This window comes from Clostridium sp. KNHs205 (genome assembly GCF_000702945.1).
GTDB lineage: Bacteria > Bacillota > Clostridia > Lachnospirales > Lachnospiraceae > Anaerocolumna.
Map to the genome: position 1 here is coordinate 1,111,386 of NZ_JNLE01000005.1, position 18,423 is coordinate 1,129,808.

The 18,423-nt window shown below is 39.7% G+C and carries 16 protein-coding genes; 3 read left to right on the plus strand and 13 right to left on the minus strand.

Features of this window, described 5'->3' with window-relative positions; all coding sequences use genetic code 11:
* Positions 1-157: 157 nt before the first annotated feature.
* From rhaM to kduI, 4 genes are all read right to left on the minus strand, one after another.
* The gene (rhaM, locus tag BR73_RS0124400; RefSeq protein WP_033168392.1) at positions 158-469 is read right to left on the minus strand and encodes an L-rhamnose mutarotase; all 312 of its coding nucleotides are present in this window, start codon (positions 467-469) and stop codon (positions 158-160) included.
* Between the two features lie 132 nt (positions 470-601).
* Positions 602-1,390: a hypothetical protein gene (locus tag BR73_RS0124405; RefSeq protein WP_033168393.1), complete on the minus strand. Its 789-nt coding sequence runs from the start codon at positions 1,388-1,390 to the stop codon at positions 602-604.
* 89 nt (positions 1,391-1,479) lie between these two features.
* Positions 1,480-2,268, minus strand: a complete 789-nt coding sequence (locus tag BR73_RS0124410; RefSeq protein WP_033168394.1) for a gluconate 5-dehydrogenase — start codon at positions 2,266-2,268, stop codon at positions 1,480-1,482.
* A gap of 119 nt (positions 2,269-2,387) precedes the next feature.
* The gene (gene kduI, locus BR73_RS0124415) at positions 2,388-3,215 is read right to left on the minus strand and encodes a 5-dehydro-4-deoxy-D-glucuronate isomerase (protein ID WP_033168395.1); all 828 of its coding nucleotides are present in this window, start codon (positions 3,213-3,215) and stop codon (positions 2,388-2,390) included.
* A gap of 392 nt (positions 3,216-3,607) precedes the next feature.
* Here kduI and BR73_RS0124420 point away from each other — a divergent pair, with 392 nt between their 5' ends.
* Positions 3,608-4,468 (plus strand): helix-turn-helix domain-containing protein, encoded by an 861-nt coding sequence (locus tag BR73_RS0124420; protein ID WP_033168396.1) that lies wholly within the window; start codon positions 3,608-3,610, stop codon positions 4,466-4,468.
* 550 nt (positions 4,469-5,018) lie between these two features.
* Here the strand turns inward: BR73_RS0124420 and acnA are convergent.
* From acnA to BR73_RS0124450, 6 genes are all read right to left on the minus strand, one after another.
* Positions 5,019-7,721, minus strand: coding sequence for an aconitate hydratase AcnA (gene acnA / locus BR73_RS0124425; protein WP_033168397.1), 2,703 nt, complete (start codon positions 7,719-7,721; stop codon positions 5,019-5,021).
* A 496-nt stretch (positions 7,722-8,217) separates the two neighbouring features.
* Positions 8,218-8,649 carry a flavodoxin gene (locus BR73_RS0124430; RefSeq protein ID WP_033168398.1) on the minus strand — a complete coding sequence of 144 codons (432 nt, stop codon included), beginning with the start codon at positions 8,647-8,649 and terminating at the stop codon, positions 8,218-8,220.
* 17 nt (positions 8,650-8,666) lie between these two features.
* A complete protein-coding gene (locus BR73_RS0124435) occupies positions 8,667-8,960 on the minus strand; it encodes a DUF2325 domain-containing protein (protein WP_033168399.1) in 294 nt (97 codons plus the stop codon).
* A gap of 640 nt (positions 8,961-9,600) precedes the next feature.
* A complete protein-coding gene (locus tag BR73_RS0124440; protein ID WP_033168400.1) occupies positions 9,601-10,800 on the minus strand; it encodes a DUF4097 family beta strand repeat-containing protein in 1,200 nt (399 codons plus the stop codon).
* The gene (locus BR73_RS0124445) at positions 10,797-11,483 is read right to left on the minus strand and encodes a permease prefix domain 1-containing protein (protein WP_033168401.1); all 687 of its coding nucleotides are present in this window, start codon (positions 11,481-11,483) and stop codon (positions 10,797-10,799) included. The genes BR73_RS0124440 and BR73_RS0124445 overlap by 4 nt, the downstream gene beginning before the upstream one ends.
* 16 nt (positions 11,484-11,499) lie before the next feature.
* Positions 11,500-11,823: a PadR family transcriptional regulator gene (locus BR73_RS0124450; RefSeq protein ID WP_033168402.1), complete on the minus strand. Its 324-nt coding sequence runs from the start codon at positions 11,821-11,823 to the stop codon at positions 11,500-11,502.
* Positions 11,824-12,123: 300 nt separating this feature from the next.
* Here BR73_RS0124450 and BR73_RS0124455 point away from each other — a divergent pair, with 300 nt between their 5' ends.
* Positions 12,124-13,005 (plus strand): DUF4299 family protein, encoded by an 882-nt coding sequence (locus tag BR73_RS0124455; protein ID WP_033168403.1) that lies wholly within the window; start codon positions 12,124-12,126, stop codon positions 13,003-13,005.
* 196 nt (positions 13,006-13,201) lie between these two features.
* Here BR73_RS0124455 and hydG read toward each other — a convergent pair whose 3' ends face one another.
* The gene (hydG, locus tag BR73_RS0124460; protein ID WP_033168404.1) at positions 13,202-14,620 is read right to left on the minus strand and encodes a [FeFe] hydrogenase H-cluster radical SAM maturase HydG; all 1,419 of its coding nucleotides are present in this window, start codon (positions 14,618-14,620) and stop codon (positions 13,202-13,204) included.
* On the minus strand, positions 14,608-15,690 hold the full coding sequence (gene hydE / locus BR73_RS0124465; protein WP_033168405.1) for a [FeFe] hydrogenase H-cluster radical SAM maturase HydE: 1,083 nt from the start codon (positions 15,688-15,690) through the stop codon (positions 14,608-14,610). The genes hydG and hydE overlap by 13 nt, the downstream gene beginning before the upstream one ends.
* 629 nt (positions 15,691-16,319) lie before the next feature.
* Here hydE and BR73_RS0124470 point away from each other — a divergent pair.
* The gene (locus BR73_RS0124470; protein WP_156034933.1) at positions 16,320-16,637 is read left to right on the plus strand and encodes a transporter; all 318 of its coding nucleotides are present in this window, start codon (positions 16,320-16,322) and stop codon (positions 16,635-16,637) included.
* 118 nt (positions 16,638-16,755) lie between these two features.
* Here the strand turns inward: BR73_RS0124470 and BR73_RS0124475 are convergent, their stop codons facing one another.
* Entirely contained in the window at positions 16,756-18,117 is a 1,362-nt protein-coding gene (locus BR73_RS0124475; protein ID WP_033168407.1) for an MATE family efflux transporter, read from the minus strand.
* Between the last annotated feature and the right edge of the window lie 306 nt (positions 18,118-18,423).

The window sequence follows — 18,423 nt, forward strand, 5'->3', positions numbered from 1 at the left end:
TCAAAATCCCCCATAAAAGCAGGTTTTACTGCTGCAAAACGACAGCCTGGAGCTTCTGCATAATAGAATATCCGGATAAAGTTTATTACGTCTATCCTTCTAATTTCCTATGCAGCAGCCCCAGGCTCAGTGTAGAGTTGCTATGTAACTATGTCTATTAATCCAGATGAAAGAGGTTTACCAAATCCACAGCCACCGGACTGTTATCAGGGTTGGTCTCCATTATATCAGCCATATAATCCCACCATTTACGGTTGATTGCAGTATCTGCTCCCTTACTCCAAAGTTCCTCATCCTCTATGGTAATCACGCCAAATAAGGTGTTGGTCTCACGGTCAAGAAATATAGTGTAATCACTTCCACCATGTTCATGTATCATATCAATCATTTCAGGCCATAACAAATCATGGCGGCGTTTGTATTCCTCTTCCTGCCCCTCATACAGTTTCATCTTAAATCCCTTAATCATACAAAATACCTCTTTCCAGTTTATAATCACTCAGCTTCTATTTTAACCTGAACTCAAAGCATTTTCTATCACTATTTTATTATTGCTTGTATATGCTCAGTTTTTATACTTTTATAAGCAGAAAATGTCCTGTTAAGCTTCTCTTCCGTATACCTCTATCTGAGTAAGTGCAGGAAAAGGAGAAGGATCCTCTGCTTTGATAAGCTTATGGAGTAAAAGCCATTCTATTTTCTTACCGCCCAGAACTAGTATATGAGCTTTATCACTCTTTTCCAGTTTGAATTCTCTGCTGCTGCCATCTGAAAAGGTTAAAGTTACTCTCTGCCACCAGTTATCGTGAGGAAAATCTGCTCTTGTATAAAGGTGGATTTCCTCCGCCAGAATACTTCTGCCAAATTCCAGTTTAAATTCAGCATCATCTCTCATATTGATGCCCCAGGAGGAATATGGCCACTCCCCATGGGAATGATTTTCTATCACTCCGTCTATGGCATTCTTGGCAGCAAATACAGCTTCACCTCTTGTCTCCACATTAGCAGAGGCATGAGGGTAGCAGCCGGTGTCTCCATGCTGGTCCATTACGTTTACTGCCAGGTTGCGGTAGTTAGTAATTTCATCTTTTGCTGCTGCTCTGGCAGAAAGAAGATGAATATTTCCAGTAAAGGTTTTAGGGGCGAGGGAACGTCTGCCTTCTGTATCAGGAACCTGATAGACAATCTCATTCTTTGTTATATATACATACGCAGAACCTAAGGCATCATCCACTTGTACTTTCAGAAAGATATTTTTCTCCGAGGAAGTCAGGATTATCTGATCCCCTTCCTGGTATTCCTCTCTGTAAACAAGACTAATATCTCCTTCCCCTTCTGTAACTGCCCTGATATTTCCATCTTTATCAACTACTTTAAGTGTTAAAAGCATATTAAACCTCCGGTTATTGTATTCTGAAATCTGGAATGGTGAAAAGAGCTGCCACAAAAGCAGCAGCTCCTTCCTATGGGTATATTCTATTAACTTGGCTGTTTGCCGATGTAAGCTAAGATACCACCGTCCACATAAAGGATGTGTCCGTTTACAAAGTCAGATGCATCAGAAGCAAGGAATACTGCAGGACCTGCTAAGTCATCTGTTCTTCCCCATCTTGCAGCAGGGGTTTTTGCTATAATAAAATCATTGAAGGGATTTCCTTTTACTCTAAGTGGTGCAGTCTGAGGTGTCTCAATATAACCTGGTCCGATACCATTGCACTGAATGTTGAATTCACCATATTCGGAAGCAATATTCTTGGTTAACATCTTAAGTCCGCCTTTTGCAGCTGCGTAAGCAGAAACTGTTTCTCTTCCTAATTCACTCATCATAGAGCAGATATTGATAATCTTTCCATGGCCTTTCTTGATCATGCTGGGAATAACTGCCTTGGATACGATGAAAGGCGCATTCAGATCAACATCGATTACTGCTCTGAAATCCTCGGCTGACATCTCAACCATTGGAATTCTCTTGATGATACCCGCATTGTTTACAAGTACATCGATAACGCCTACTTCTGCTTCAATTTTTGCTACCATTTCATTTACCTGAGCTTCGTTGGTAACATCACACACGTAACCATGTGCTTCAATCCCTGCTTCTTTATATGCCTCAAGTCCCTTGTCTACAAATTCCTGTTTCAGATCGTTAAAGCAGATAGTGGCTCCTGCTTCTGCATAGCTTTTCGCAATAGAAAAACCGATTCCGTAAGAAGCACCTGTTATAAGGGCTACTTTTCCCTCTAATGAAAATGTATTTAATATACTCATTTTAAATCCTCCTTATAGTCTATTACTGCTGAATTAATCCTTATATTTATAGTGTTAGTGTATATTTCGTTTCCTACTCTTTACACGAAAATGCTTAAGCTGTTTTAATAATTTACTGCTTATTTAAGTGTTGTCATGGCTACCCCGTCCATATCGTCGAAATCCTGATTTTCTCCTAACATACCCCAGATGAAGGAATATGCTCTGGTTCCGCAGCCGGAGTGTATGGACCAGCTGGGTGATATAACAACCTGCTCGTTACGCACTACAATATGTCTTGTCTCTGTGGGCTCTCCCATGTAGTGGAATACAAGTGCATCTTCCGGAAGGTCTAAGTATAAATATGCTTCCATTCTTCTGTCATGTGTATGGCAAGGCATGGTATTCCATACGCTGCCGGGTTTTAAGCTGGTAAGACCCATTACTAACTGGCAGCTTTCTACCTGACCGGGTAAGATGTATTTTGTAATAACTCTGTGGTTGGACTGCTCTAAAGTACCAAGTTCAACGCAGATGCAGTTCTCGGGTTTGATATGAACCGTAGGGTATGTCTTATGTGCCGGTGCACTATTGTAATAGAATTTAGCAGGATTCTCTTTGTCTTCACTGCTAAATACCACTTCTTTCGCTCCCATACCGATATACATTCCATCTCTGCTCTCTAAGGTATACTCTGTCCCGTCAACGGAAATCTTTCCTTTTCCGCCTACGTTGATTACACCCATCTCACGGCGCTGTAAGAAATACTCTGCTCTGATTTCTTCACCGGGAGTTAAGGTCAGAGGTGCAACCGGTACAACAGCTCCGAAAATGATTCTGTCAATATGGCTGTATACGCTGGTGATTTCACCTGCTTTAAATAAATTTTCTACTAAAAACTCTTCTCTTAATCTCTCTGTTGTATAGTGTTTCACGTCTTTGGGTGATGCTGCTGTTCTAAGTTCCATAATATCATCCTTTCTATCCGGGTATACTTGTTATCCTCTGGTTACCTGTTAAAATTGTAAGTACAGGCACATGTTGTCTATTTCAGATATGCATCTTACGATTAAGTATTATTATTACAGGCTGCTGTTTATATAATATTAAGGTGAATTTCAGCTTTTCCCGCTTTCAGGTGTAATAATTCTGATACCTATTGAATTCTGCGTTAAAAACTTTATTCAGCTTATATAAGAGTATAGCATACTGATATTTCTGATTCTTGTCATTTACTATTCTAAAACTTGCTTATTTTGAACAGTACTGCTATAATAGTAATAAATCATTTATTATTATTGATTCCGTTATACCAAATTACTCATTATTGTGTTAATTCTTATGAAAGGAAGGTTCTGTCATGAAGGAATATACCTCCTGTAAGGAAGCCATTGATTTTTGCATTAATCAGAAATACTTTGCCGTTGCTCATCTATATCATGAGGAAAAGCCTATGAATATGCATATCCATGACTGTTATGAGATATATTATTCCATATCAGGCGGCAGGCAGTTTCTGATTGATAACCGTTTTTACAATATTCAACCCGGTGATGTTTTTCTGATCAATAGTTACGAAAGCCATTATCTGTCCCAGATAGACAGTATGGTTCATGAGCGTATTGTTCTATCCATTCATCCGGACTTTATCAAATCTCTTTCCACTCCGGCAACAGATTTGAATTACTGCTTTTCCTACAGGGACTCCGGCTTTTCCCACAGAATTCCCTTAGACAAAGAACAGCAGCAGCGATTTCTGTATTATATCTATAAAATTACCAGTCCGGCAGGTTTTGGTACGGATATATTGGAGCGGACTGCCTTTACGGAACTGCTTTTATTTGTGAATAAGGCCTTTTATGCTCATTGCCGCCTTGAAACGGAGGATGAAAATTTCCGTTACAGCAGACAGGTGGATCAGATACTTGAATACATAAATCAAAACATTAACGAACCCATTACAATAGAGCATCTGGCAAAGCAGTTCTTTTTAAGTGAGTCTTATATCTGCCGGATCTTTAAGGCAGCCACCGGAACTACTATTAACAAATATATTACTGCCCGGAGGATTACGATAGCGAAAGCACTTCTGGCTGAAGGTAAGACTGTTAACGAAGTTTGTGAATACAGCGGTTTTCATGATTATAGTAATTTTTTGAAGGCTTTTACCAAGGCTGTAGGGATTTCACCGAAAAAGTATTCTCAGTATAGTACGAAATAGTTTTCTGGCAAGGAAGCTGAAATTCATTCTGACAGATGGATTTCAGTTTCTTTTTTTTTGTAGGGGGGGGGACGGTAAATTGAATAAACCGGAAAAAACTCATGCTTCGATTCCAAGGTATAAGTAGTCCTAATTCTCTGAATATTTTATGCTTGACATATTATAAAGCAGATAACTCGCTTCGCTCAAACAATCAGCTTTATAATATAGCATAAAATTTTCAGAGAAAAGGACTACTAATACCTTTCCATAGGCGCATTCGTTCTTTCCGGTTTATTCAATTTACCTGAAATCGTACGTACGAAAATATGGTTTTGACTTTTGCTTATTTTTTTATAGCTTTGTCTTTATCTTTAGGTTTGTATCTTCTTTTAATATCTTACTTAATATCTTTTTTATATCACTTTTAATATTTTTTTAGTATCACTTTTAATATTTTTTTAGTATTTTTCTTGGTTATCTTCTTTTTTCTTCTTATACAATTGATTAGTATGGATTTAATTTCTATTTCTTTTTTAAACAATACTTTAGAGTTGAATTTTACTTATTCCTATTTTTCTAGTTTCCGTCTGGCTATCATTTGTAGTATACCGCCATTGCGGTAATAATCCCATTCAGCGGCTGAGTCTATTCTTAGATGTACCTTAAAGGAAAGCTTTTCTGTATTTACTGTTACCAGATTGTCTTCTTTTTCTTCTATTTGAAAGGTATACTGCTCTTCTCCGGTCAGTCCAAGGCTTTCTGCATTGTCTCCCGGTAAAAACTCAAAAGGCAGGACACCCATCATTACCAGATTAGATCGGTGGATTCTCTCATAGCTTTCAGCAAGTACTGCCTTTACTCCCAACAATGCAGTGCCTTTCGCTGCCCAGTCTCTGGAAGAACCCATTCCATAATCCTTCCCTGCTATTATTAAAAGAGCTTTTTCTTCTGCTTTGTATTTCATAGCAGCGTCATAGATGGATATTATCTCTCCGCTGGTAAAATGCTTGGTATAACTGCCTTCTTTTCCTTCCGCCAGCCGGTTGCGGATTCTGATATTGGCAAAGGTTCCTCTCATCATTACTTCATGATTTCCTCTTCTTGAACCATAGGTGTTAAAATCTTTCACCTCTACCCCAAGTTCAGCAAGATATTTTCCTGCAGGCGTGTTCTTTCCGATATTACCGGCGGGTGATATATGATCCGTGGTTACAGAGTCGCCGAACTTAGCCAGAACACTGAGTTTCTTTAGGTTGCTGTTTTCGTTTCCTTCCTTTGACATGTTATCAAAATAAGGCGGGTTTCTAATATAGGTGGAATCTTCTTTAAAGTCAAAGGTTTCTCTGCCTTCGGCTTTCAGCTCTTCCCATTTTTCGTTTCCAAGCCATACCTTTTCATATCTTTTAAGAAACATGTCTCCCTTTAATGATTTGTCCATTAATGACTGGATTTCTGCGGAAGCAGGCCAAATATCCTTAAGATATATGCTTTTTCCAGCTGCATTCTCACCGATGGGGTCCTTTTCAAAATCTATCAGTATGGTGCCAGCCAGTGCATAGGCTATAACCAGCATAGGGGACGCAAGGAAATTTGCTTTGATCAGGGGATGTATTCTGCCTTCAAAGTTCCTGTTTCCTGATAATACCGAAGCCGTAAGCAGGTTCTCTTCTGATATGGCTTTCTCAATCTCCGGCAGCAGCTTACCGGAATTTCCGATACATGTGGTACATCCATATCCTACTGTATGAAATCCCAGCTCCTTTAAATAAGGGGTCAGTAATGCTTTATTCAGGTAATCACTAACGATAAGAGACCCAGGTGCCAGAGAAGTCTTTACAAAAGCGGGTACTTTAAGTCCTGATTCCACCGCTTTTTTTGCCATTAGACCGGCTCCCAGCATTACATAGGGATTAGAGGTGTTGGTACAGGAGGTAATAGCTGCAAGAACGATATCTCCTGTTTTTAACTCCACTGTCTCTTTCTTTATAAGTTTTTCCTCTTGCTTCACAGACAATGCCGGCCTTAAAACAGATACCTTAACTTTTTTATCCAATTCCTCTTTTGGCAGACCATAACCTTTATTTCCCGGTGCTTCTGTCAGGCAGATCTTAAAATATTCCTTCACTTTATTGAGCGGTATAAGGTCCTGAGGTCTTTTGGGGCCTGCCAGGGAAGCGGTTACCGTACTTAAGTCCAGTGTGATTTCTTTCGTGTATTCCGGTTTTACTCCCTCCTCCGGCATAAGTCCGTTGATTTTTAAGTATTCCCTTACCCTGTCAGCCTCTTCCTGTTTACGCCCGGTTAGCAGCAGGTAGTTATAGCTTTCTTCATCAAAGGGAAAATAACCACAGGTTGCTCCGTACTCAGGTGCCATATTGGCAACCGTTGCCCGGTCAGCAAGGGTCAGGCTTTTAAGTCCTTCACCAAAGAATTCCACAAACTGTCCTACAACTCCAATGCTTCTGAGCAAAGCTGTTACAGAAAGTGCCAGGTCAGTGGCAGTTGCCCCTTCCTTCAGCGCTCCGGTAAGTCTTACTCCGATTACATTTGGCATTGTCATATAGGAGGGCTCTCCTAACATATTAGCCTCTGCCTCTATCCCTCCCACTCCCCAGCCAAGGACGCCAAGACCGTTAATCATGGTTGTATGGGAATCTGTTCCCACTAATGTATCCGGATATAATATTGTCAATCCCTCTTCTTCTCCGGCTTCTACTACAGAAGCCAGATATTCCAGATTCACCTGATGAATAATTCCCATTCCCGGGGGTACTACCCTGAAATTCTGAAAGGTATTTTGTGCCCACTTTAAAAATTCATATCTTTCTTTGTTTCGTTCATATTCTAATTCTATATTTTCAGAGAGAGCGGAATCCTTACCATAGGAATCTACCTGAACGGAATGATCTACTACCAGGTCAACCTTAACTCCCGGATTAAGTGCTCCTCCTACTGCCTGACCCATGGACGCAAGATCCACCATAGCAGGAACTCCGGTAAAATCCTGTAATAATACCCTGGAAGGCATAAAAGGGACTTCCAGTTTCTCTTCCGCATTCTTCTGCCATCCTGCAAGGCTGTAAATATGCTCCTCTTTTATACGATTATGATCCAACTGCCGGATTGCCCCTTCCAGCAGAATCTTTATGGTTATAGGCAGTCTATCTATCTGATAACCTTTTTCCTTCAGGCTGTTGATACTGTAATAGCCATAGTTCTTACCCCCAAGGGTGAATTGTTTTAGTGCCTGTTTTTTAATATCTTCACTCATATTGAAGCCTTCCTTTCTTATAAATTGGAATCTTACGCTACTGAATTGCAAATCTTGCACCATAGACACGAAGATTTATGAGTTATTTCATTTATGTGTCTTTTATTTCATGACCCTATTGATGTAATCCTTATCACTACAGATTTAGAACTATCACAAGTGAGAGTGGAAATATCATTCTTATTTTGGTATGGCGCAGGATGCTTATTCTCTTTTACCATTACCAATGAAAAATGTTATTGGGTCACTTTTCATAATAATATTTATTGTATCAAAATTAGAGTCTTCTTACCCTGTAGTGTTCTTATACTCATGATTTAGTTTTAAGTTCTAGGCAAACAGAAGTTCTTCTATCTATGTTAACATGTTCCGGTTGGAAGCACAAGGGCAGTCAACTGGTAAAAATAAACCAGCTGGTTAAAATTAATCCAACTGGTAAAAAAATAAGCCTATCTTACCTGAATATAACCAGGCTGATAGGCTCACAGCTTAATTTTTAGATTTCCGCCAGTTTCTTTCCTAAATCAAACAGTGCGTTAAGGGTATCATCATCGGGGTCGTTTAAGCATGTAATTCCTTCGCCTCCGACAATTTCAGCACCTGCGTTCTTTAAACGCTCCTCCCAATCACGCATCCACTCACAATTGCCCCAGCCATAAGAACCAAACAGAGCAATCTTCTTACCGGATACATACTGTTCCAGTTCTGCAACAAAAGGCTCCATGGTATCTTCTTCTAATACTTCTGCTCCCATAGAGGGGCAGCCAAGTGCATATACTGCTTCATCTTTCAGACTTGCTGCCTTTACCTGATATACTTCGGTAACCTGCGCTTCTTTACCGCCTGCCTTTACGCCTTCACCAAGCTTTTCAGCCATTGCTTTTGTATTTCCTGTACTGCTCCAATAAACGATATTAATCTTACTCATACTTAATCCTCCATATTTTATTTATTGCATTTATTGCAATATTCGCATAATATGTCCTTCAAGGCACATGCACTGCTGCTGTGGCTTCGCTCCACAATGGTGGAGTCTTTTTCCACTGCCTTTAATGCTGATACTACCATCTTATGAGATACCGTATTGGTAAACAGTATCAATAAATCAGGACTTCCCACCTGTGTCCTGAAATTTGCCGGCATCTGGGTAAATACCTTGGCCTTAAAATTATGCTGCTTGCATATTTCCTTGTAAGTACAGACCATGCGGTCATGTCCTCCTACTATAACAACGCTCATAAAATCACCTCTCTTTTCCTTTTGCATTCGGTAGGTAAAGTGATTTTATTATAAATAAGAAATCACTTTATAACAGAAAGCAAATTAGTCTCTATCTATCATATATTATATTTAATAATTGCAACTGATATTCATTTTCATTTAATATATTACAAGATTATCATAACTAACCTAATTTAGGCAAGCATTATTTTTCTAATTGATAATTTTTTTATATTTGTCCCAAATAAATAAATTTATCAGTTTATATAGAAGACATTCCTTATAAAAGAGAATCTTTTAAGAATTATTGCCACTAAAGATTTACCATTATTTTTCTTACTTTCTTGGTTTCAGACTCGCCAAGTCTCCATATGACCGATTTTTTAGATGGAATAATTTTTCCTTCTGCTTTTCTGTTAGCCTTTGCTTACATAATAAAAGGGCTGCTGCAAAACCAATGTAAAACTGTAAGAAGCCCCTTGAATTCCCTGTTATGCAATGTCTGAAGGATAATACCGATTTTGTGTCTCTAAAAGCAAACAAGCTTTGTACGATTATAGCACACGAAATTGGTAATGTGTCTTTCAGACAGTGCGTAAAGGAAAGTCAAGGGACTTCTTACAGATTATTGTTTAAAATGCAACAGCCTCCTCATTGACTATTTACTTTTAATTTTTATCTCACCACTGGTGGTTTCAACTGTTAACTGAATTAGTGGATCTGTTCCCACTGTGGCTGTCGCTTTCTTGTTATTCTTGCTATAGCTTATCTGATCATTAAAAAAGCTGATATCACCGCTGCCGGTATTGGCACTAAATTCAAAAGCCAATGAGGCCGGTATACGCATTATTACATCTCCACTGGAGGATTCTGCATTGATATCGTCTGTTATCGAAGAAATATCCTTACTAAATTCAACCTCTATCTGTCCTGAGGTAGAATGAAAATCTCCGGCTCCATTTGTGTTGGTGATACGGATGTCACCACTGGAGGTATATGCTTTGATATATCCTTCGCTATTCTCAAGCTTTATCTCTCCTGAGGTAGAATGAAGATCTTTTCTGCCAATGGTACCTTCTACCTTAATATCTCCGCTGGAAGTGCCTGCGTTTAAATCCCCTATGGAATTTTCAATATAGATACTGCCTGAGGTACTTGATATCTCTGTTTTACCACTGCCTCCGTATACCTTGATATCACCGCTGCTGGTTGATAATTTCCGATTTCCTTCTGCTTTCTTAAAGTTTAAGTTTCCACTGGCTGAAGAAATCGTTATATTCTCTCCGTATACTTCATTAAATTCTATGTCACCACTGGCAGTGGAGATTGTTATATCCTCTCCGGATACTTCATTAAATTCTATATCACCGCTGGCAGTGGAGGCCTCAAATTCCCTTACCTCTAAATTCAGGCCCGATTCTATGTTACCACTGGCACTACTGATATATATATTATTCTTATATCCCGCAGGCAGATATATTTCCATACGGCTGCTTCTGTTAAAGCCTAATACCGTGCCATTCCAGCCGTCCCGCTTACCCTCCAGCCTTAACTCCTTTCCGCTTTTCGTGATTTGGGTAAGCTCCTCCTTCTTCGGAGTAAAGCTCATATATTCTTTTAAGATTAGTTCGTCACTGTCACTTTCATAAACCACAACATCATCGGAGCTGTATTTAATCTTTAGGGCTTCAATTCCCTCCAGGCTAATAGTTTGTGTATTTACCAGCTCAAGATTGCCACCTATTGAAAAATTAGTCGTCCGTATTCCCCCTGTATGAATCAGAAAGATTAACAGACCTATCAAACCGATAGCAATCGCTGCATAGACAATGATCAGGACTTTAAAAAATGGTCTCAACGCTGCTTATCCTCCTTCAAACGGTAAAGCAATTCAATAATTGCATGTACACAGGCACCTACCAGGAATATAATCCAGGTTGCATACCAGTCAAAAGTTGCGAAACTTATACCAAAATATAGCACTAATATGAAAGTCCATGCTACGAACAGCACCGCGGTTTTTACTGATTTGCTCTTGTGGGAGCTGCTTTTCCATTCCTTGAATTCCTCAACTACCGTGTTATCCTTACGTTTATATTTCGGATACATATTGCCTATATATACAAGCATACAGGTTGGTATGATAGCCAACAACAGCATTACTATAAAACCAATCATGGTTAAATCAATGGGAAAATACATATAACCGCTCATTAGTCCAAGGGCTAAAAACTGAACCACACTAAAGATGTATAACCCCACCGCCGCAGTCTTTACCATAACAACCTTTTTATACTGTGCCTCCTGAATCTTGCTGTAATCAGTACCTACGTCCTCCAACCCTTCAAAAAGCTCCGAGACATTACCGATGGAATTAATGACCAGCATGCAGGCATCCTCCGGTTTCATACCTTCTGCTACCAAATCCTGATAACGTTCTTCCGAATTACCAAGCAATTCTTCCCTCAGCTCAAATGCTTTTCTTGTTTTGGGTGCTTCTTCGAAAAGCTTTTCAATATGAGCTCTCATTCTCTCATCCATATTATTCTTCCTCCATCTACTTTAATAAAGCATCAATTATTAATTTGGCATTCTCCCAGTCTTTTCTATAGTCCTGATATGCCTGGCGGCCCTTATCCGTAATGGAATAATATCTTCTTCTGGCACCCACTTCCTGGTCTCCCCAATAAGAGGTAATCAGCTGCGCCTGTTCCAGACGGCGAAATGCTGTATAAAGAGTAGCTTCCTTCAATTCAAACAAATTGTTGGTCTTCTCCATAATTTCTTTGTTGATCTGATAGCCGTAGCTGTCCCCCTCCAATAGATGTGCCAGGATAATCGGTTCCGTATGGCCACGAATTACGTCTGATGTAATCGACATATTGCTACCTCCTTATCTTGACTATATTATATTTATATATACCTCATCTGTCAAGGTATCTTTTTAAATAATATACTATATATATTGATTTATATAAAATCATGTAGAAGGCAGATTTCTATCCTGATTATTTAGTTTTTCAGAGCAGGTTATACTGTTATTTTTCAGAAATACTTAGCATATCTTAATACAATCTTAGGCTATTTATTTCCAATTTTTAATTGAGTAAATACCTTATAACTGCTACAATGGATTTAATCTCAGGCAAATAAATACCTACAAAGGAGATAACTTAACACTATGGGAGTAGATGTTACAATCACACAAAAGGGACTGTTTAAAAAAACTCTGCCCTTGGAAGTATTACTTGGCAGCAAATTAAAATATGGCAGATTCGATGGTTTACGCTTAATAGAAGGCGAGCTGGGCGAAGAAGGTTTTGTTGCTTATCTGCCGGACAGATTAGCGAGGGGTATCGGAATTGACTGGAACGCCCAGAAGAAAGATTCTGTATATCTGCGGCTTCCATTTCCCTCTACTCTGGAGGAAACCGATGCTTTTTACGATCTCATTCAAAGAATTAAGTCTCATTGGACCAATTGTAAAGTGGATGTAGATGGAGCTGTTCTGAATGAAAAAGTATTAGATGAATCCAGAAAAACCAATAGAGACTTTAGCTTAAAAGTACTGAAGAATTTTTGCAACGATGAAGAGAAGGAATCCTTAACTATATTTTGTGCCTTATGGCCCCTTGTTCTGGGTGAAAAAGAGAAAGCACGTTTTAGAGAGGCTGAGGATTTAAAGGATTTCAGTGATTATCTACATAACATGCAGGCAATAGACGTGTATTATGCCAAACCGGCAATTTATAAACGAAAAGAGGATTTTATCGGAATGTTTGCAATTACAGAGACAACCCCGAGCATCATTCCCGCCTCTCCTAAAGTACCCTTTGGCTTAGAGCTGCCTGATACCGGCAAAGAATCTGCTATCAGTGACTGGTATGTAACACTAGTGGCACTTTCAGATGAGCAGGAGCCTTATATTGTGAACTTTACAGATTTCATGAATGCACTGCCCGCAGATAAGCTTAACTATTATGATGCGGAAAATGTACTTTTGAAGGAACTAAGCTTAGATGAGATTGTTGCTATCGGAGAAAAATACAGAGTGGAATTGTAGTAACAGTTTATGTTTTTCTTATCTTTTATCTTTTTCTCTGAATATTTTGGCTATATGATAAAACGGATTGTTTGAGCGAAGTTAAGTTTTTATTTATAATATATCAAGCACAAAATATCAGAGAAGAAGGACTTCTAATGCCTTGAAATCATGGCATGAGAAGTCCTTCTTTGTGTAATTTGCCGTCCCCGGTGAACTAGAATCGGAAATCTCTCTTTCCTTCCTGAACCTGAACCAGGTAATCTTTTGCTATTGCCTTTACTTTCTCATTGGTTACATGTTCAAGTTCCTTTTCAATCAGCTGTTCTCCCTTTTTCTTTGTATCCTCTCCGGCATAGTCCTCCAGATACTCCTTTAAGGTCATAAGGGCATTGGGCTGGCAGCAATTCGCAATCTGGCCTGATTTCACCAGCTTCATAAAACGGTCACCGGTTCTTCCTTCCCTGTAACAGGCAGTACAAAAGCTTGGAATAAACCCTAATTCCAGCAGCCAGTTTACCACCTGGTCAAGAGTTCTCTTATCCTCTACATCAAACTGACTGGAATTATCCTCTTCCTCTTCTTCCTGTGCATAACCACCCACACTGGTCCTGGAGCCGCCGCTTAACTGGCTGATACCAAGTTGAAGCACCTTTTCTCTGGTTTCCCTGGATTCTCTGGTGGATACGATCATTCCCGTATAAGGTACGGCAATTCGAAGTACCGCTACAATCTTCTCAAAAATATCATCGGAGATGGAATTGGTGAAATCCTCCGGATCAATATCGTCAGCCGGACGTATTCTCGGAACACTTATGGTATGAGGTCCAACACCAAGAGCTGCCTCCAGATGTTCTGCATGCATCAGCATTCCAACAAAATCATAGCGGTAGAGATTAAGGCCAAAAAGTACACCCAGACCAACGTCATCGATTCCTGCTTCCATGGCTCTGTCCATTGCTTCTGTATGATATGCATAATTGTGCTTAGGCCCTGTGGGATGAAGTTTCTCATAATTCTCTTTGTTATAGGTTTCCTGAAAGAGAATATAGGTACCGATTCCTGCTTCTTTTAACTTGCGGTAATCTTCATGGGTAGTAGCCGCTATATTGACATTTACCCTGCGGATAGCACCGTTCTTATGTTTAATGGAATAAATGGTATTGATACATTCCAGAATATAATCAATAGGGTTATTTACCGGGTCCTCTCCGGCTTCCAGCGCGAGACGCTTATGACCCATGTCCTGTAAGGCTATAACTTCATTCCTTATCTCTTCCTGGGTAAGCTTCTTTCTGGCAATATGCTTATTCTGGTGGTGGTATGGACAGTAAACGCAGCCGTTGACACAGTAGTTAGACAAATATAAGGGAGCAAACATAACAATGCGGTTTCCATAGAACTTATTCTTGATCTCCTTCGCCAGCTGATACATTCTTTGATTCTCTTCCTCTAAGTCGCACTCCAATAAAACGGCTGCTTCCCTGTGGCTGATTCCCTGCATAAGCTCTGCCTTCTTGATAATACTGTCAATCAATTCTTTGTTGCTTTTATTTTCAAGTGCATAGGCTATGGTGTCCTTAATCTCTCCGTCATCAATAAATTCTTCTGCCTTTTTTGACATTACATTGTACATATATCTTCCTTCCCTTCTACTGTTTCAAATGTGTGGGGGATAAAATCGCCTTTGGCGGTTACTATCTCATGTCCGACGGTTAACATCCTTCTCTGAAGACAGGCTCTGCATTCTGCTGCTTCGTCTCCGGTACAGATCTTATTATCATAGAGCTCATACTGCTTTCTTACCCTGACCGGGGATAAATTAGGCATTACAACATTAGCTCCCCAGGAGATGCCTTCTTCCCTGCCTTTGGGATGAATCGTACCAAGGGCTGTAGTTGCCGGAATCAGACCGTTTGGTATCATAAGCCTGATAATGGCAATAAGTCTTAAGGTCAGCTCGTAAGAACCCTTGGAAAAATCCTTAAAAGGTGTGTCATGATGTGGGAGAAAAGGACCGATTCCAACCATAGCCGGCTCCAGTTCCTTAATAAAGGTTAAATCCCTGGCGATACATTCCGGTGTCTGATAAGGTGAACCCACCATAAAACCGGTGCCTACCTGGTATCCCAGCTCCTTCAGATTCCACAGGCATTGTTTGCGTTCCGCAAGTTTTAGGCTCTTCGGATGCAGCAGCCCGTAATGCTCCTCATCGGCAGTTTCATGGCGCAGCAGGTATCTGTCTGCTCCGGCTTCCTTGTATCTTTTATAAGACTCATAGCTTTTCTCACCAATAGATAAGGTTATTGCACAATCCGGGTATTTTTCTTTAATACTAAGACAGACTTTTTCAATATCTTCGTCCGTAAATCTTAAGTCTTCCCCGCCCTGAAGTACAAAGGTACGAAATCCCAGTTCATAACCCTGTTCACAACAAGACATGATATCTTCAAAAGTCAGACGATATCTGACTGCATTGGTATTACTCTTTCTGATGCCGCAATAATAGCAGTCATTCTTACAATAATTCGTAAATTCAATCAAGCCTCTTGTAAATACCTTGTTACCGTAGAATTCCTGCTTCACTCGAAAAGCATTTTCTTTTAGATACAGCCCATCCTCCTCAGACATGCCTCGTATCAGTGCCGCAAATTCTTCCTCTTTCAGGTTTCTGGTCTTTAATAAGATGTCTATTAAATCCTTCATGGCATCCTCCTATTTGGGAATTATGATTCATAATTCAACTAATCCTGTTTATGATTTGTTAGCCTAAAAAATCCTTACGTCCCAGGCGGTTGACCAAAGACATAAGGATTCTCATATAAGAAGTAAAGAATGCCCTAACGGTATCTCATACTTCTTTAAAATTATGATTCCAATGCCTTTTCAATCGGGACGAACCCTTTTAATCAGTACATACATTCTTTATTGGTAATTTGGATAAGCTTGAATCATTTAATGGACTACCTCTACTGCCAGCTTAGTTTCCTTTATTTCAGATACACGATTATTACTCATGCTGTGTTATCATCAATCTTTCCAGTAACTGCTGCACCCCATTCCTCTGCCTGAACAGCAGAAAATACCAGGCACTGTTTTCAAACAGTATTTATGCTGGTAATTCCAGACAAAAAACTTTGCTAAATAATTCACACTCTCAATTTATTATACTCCTTCTTTGTTATTTAGTAAACAAATTTTATCAATAAACCTTAGAGAAATAGCGGAAAGCTAACACCAAAAAGATTCTTTCGCATAAATTATAGTATAAATCAGAAAGGGGAATGTACTTGCAGCCGGAGCACAAATATAACAGCCCGTCGAATAAGGACAGTATGCAGAAACCATATTGCCAGAAGAAACTTACAGCCATGCAGCGTGCTAATGGTCAAGGCTATCGACCACCTCCCCCTGTACCCTTGATTACACCGCCTGATTTTACCCCTCCTATGCCCGATTTCAAAAACGGAGCCCGGGGTATGCGCGGTTGTATTGACAGAAATACCTACGTCTGGCTTGTAAACGGAACCAGTTACTGGTTCTTTCCTTCTTTTATAGGCAGGCAGACAGCCATTGGTTATCGCTGGAGAGGCTTTGGATGGATATATCAGCGAATCAGTCTTAATAACATTGTAACGTATCAGTGTTTCTAAATCAGAGACTTCATAAGTCCTCTGTCTGTTAATGACTCTTAAAAAGGTGCAGCTTATGCTGCACCTTTTCTTCTTTAGAAATCCTGTATAATAAATACTTATTTATAATCCAGCCTCTTTATCTGGTTACGTTTCTGACCCATTTCATAGATCGGTATCTCCAGAGGGATAACGGTATCTTAATAATTTCATCACTCATGAGAATCATATATACAACAATTATGGGCAGCTCAAAGACAAATGCAGCCAGTGCACCAAATAATATTGCTACTCCCCACAAGGTCGATGCATCCAATATCAGACCGAATCTTGTATCTCCTCCTGCCCGGAATACCCCTACTATCAGAGTTGTGTTTAGGGCCTGTCCAATAACAAAATAGGACATGACAAACATCATAAATTTGAGATAGGACTGAGCTTGTACACTTAAATTCAAATAATTTCCTACCGTGCTACCGGCTATAAGTATTATAACGCTTCCGATAAAGCCCAGACAAATCGTTATCCGGACCATCCTCTTCGCATACAGCTTTGCTAGTTCTTCTTTACCTTCACCAATTGCTTTCCCCAGAATTATTGCCGTAGCATTGGATACACCAAAGGTTACAACCGTCGCAAACTGCCTGGTTACCTGTGTTACAGAATTAGCCGCTACCACAGATTGTCCCAGATGTCCGATAATGGCAGCCGAGGCAGCTACACCAGCTCCCCATAGAAGCTCATTTAACATGACCGGTATGGAATATTGTAAAAAGTCTCTGCTTAACAGTTTATCTCTAACCATCAGATTCTTAAAGCGGAAATTTATAGTCTTATTAATCTTAAAGGCATAAAAGCTAACCAGCAGTACTTCTGAAATTCTGGCTATTAAAGTACCAATAGCAGCACCACGGATACCCATGGGTTCAAACCCAAAGAGACCAAAAATTAAAATAGAGTTAAAAACAAAGTTTACAATAAACGAAACCAGATAAACTATGGTGGAGATAATTACCCGCTCCACACTCCTCATGATATTGAGGTATATCATGGTGAATGAAACCATTACATAGGAAAAAGCTACTATCTTAAGGTATTTTGCTCCTTCTTCAATAACACCCTGTTCAGAGGAGAAAATATGCATTATCTGTGTTGGAAATATAAGTACTGCTGCTGTGAATATTAAACCGATACAAATAGAAAAGCGCATTGTAATGGCCATAACCTTTTCTATGGTATTGGTATCCTTCTTGCCCCAATATTGGGCTGTCAGTACAGCAGCTCCTGACGTTAATCCAAAAAATATGAGAGTCATTATAAACTGCACTTGCCCAGCAAGGGAAGCTCCTGACAGAGAAGTTTCTCCTACTTTTCCCAACATGATTACATCTGTGGAGGTCACTCCTACATTAATAAGGTTCTGTAATGCCATAGGAAAAACCAGAGAAAATACTAATTTGTAGAAGGTTCGTTTTTCCTGATTGCTATTTAATTCATTCATCTTTCATCCATCCTGTTCCAGCTATCCATGTTTACATGGAAGTTATACACAGGTTAACTGTGTTACACTTTATGCTTATTTTAGTCAATCAATGGACACGGTAACATTTTTGGAGACAAAAGTCAATAGGGGTAGGGGAATATCAAACGGGGGTTTTTGGGATGTCAAACGGGAGGTTGTGGCTGTGGACGATGATTAGGGGGCTGTTTGGCAGGCTTTTCTTCGAGAACCCTTATTCCACTAAAATGCCAGTGACTATTCCTGACAGGTAAGCCTGTGCCAAACTCGCTGTTATGTTGTGGGAGT

Coding starts and splice junctions, on each gene's coding strand:
- BR73_RS0124435 (WP_033168399.1), bottom strand. CDS start 8,960: ATGAGCGTTGTTATAGTAGGAGGACATGACCGCATGGTCTGTACTTAC.
- BR73_RS0124410 (WP_033168394.1), bottom strand. CDS start 2,268: ATGAGTATATTAAATACATTTTCATTAGAGGGAAAAGTAGCCCTTATA.
- hydE (WP_033168405.1), bottom strand. CDS start 15,690: ATGAAGGATTTAATAGACATCTTATTAAAGACCAGAAACCTGAAAGAG.
- rhaM (WP_033168392.1), bottom strand. CDS start 469: ATGATTAAGGGATTTAAGATGAAACTGTATGAGGGGCAGGAAGAGGAA.
- BR73_RS0124470 (WP_156034933.1), top strand. CDS start 16,320: ATGCAGAAACCATATTGCCAGAAGAAACTTACAGCCATGCAGCGTGCT.
- BR73_RS0124450 (WP_033168402.1), bottom strand. CDS start 11,823: ATGTCGATTACATCAGACGTAATTCGTGGCCATACGGAACCGATTATC.
- BR73_RS0124475 (WP_033168407.1), bottom strand. CDS start 18,117: ATGAATGAATTAAATAGCAATCAGGAAAAACGAACCTTCTACAAATTA.
- BR73_RS0124430 (WP_033168398.1), bottom strand. CDS start 8,649: ATGAGTAAGATTAATATCGTTTATTGGAGCAGTACAGGAAATACAAAA.
- kduI (WP_033168395.1), bottom strand. CDS start 3,215: ATGGAACTTAGAACAGCAGCATCACCCAAAGACGTGAAACACTATACA.
- BR73_RS0124445 (WP_033168401.1), bottom strand. CDS start 11,483: ATGGATGAGAGAATGAGAGCTCATATTGAAAAGCTTTTCGAAGAAGCA.
- BR73_RS0124420 (WP_033168396.1), top strand. CDS start 3,608: ATGAAGGAATATACCTCCTGTAAGGAAGCCATTGATTTTTGCATTAAT.
- hydG (WP_033168404.1), bottom strand. CDS start 14,620: ATGTACAATGTAATGTCAAAAAAGGCAGAAGAATTTATTGATGACGGA.
- acnA (WP_033168397.1), bottom strand. CDS start 7,721: ATGAGTGAAGATATTAAAAAACAGGCACTAAAACAATTCACCCTTGGG.
- BR73_RS0124405 (WP_033168393.1), bottom strand. CDS start 1,390: ATGCTTTTAACACTTAAAGTAGTTGATAAAGATGGAAATATCAGGGCA.
- BR73_RS0124455 (WP_033168403.1), top strand. CDS start 12,124: ATGGGAGTAGATGTTACAATCACACAAAAGGGACTGTTTAAAAAAACT.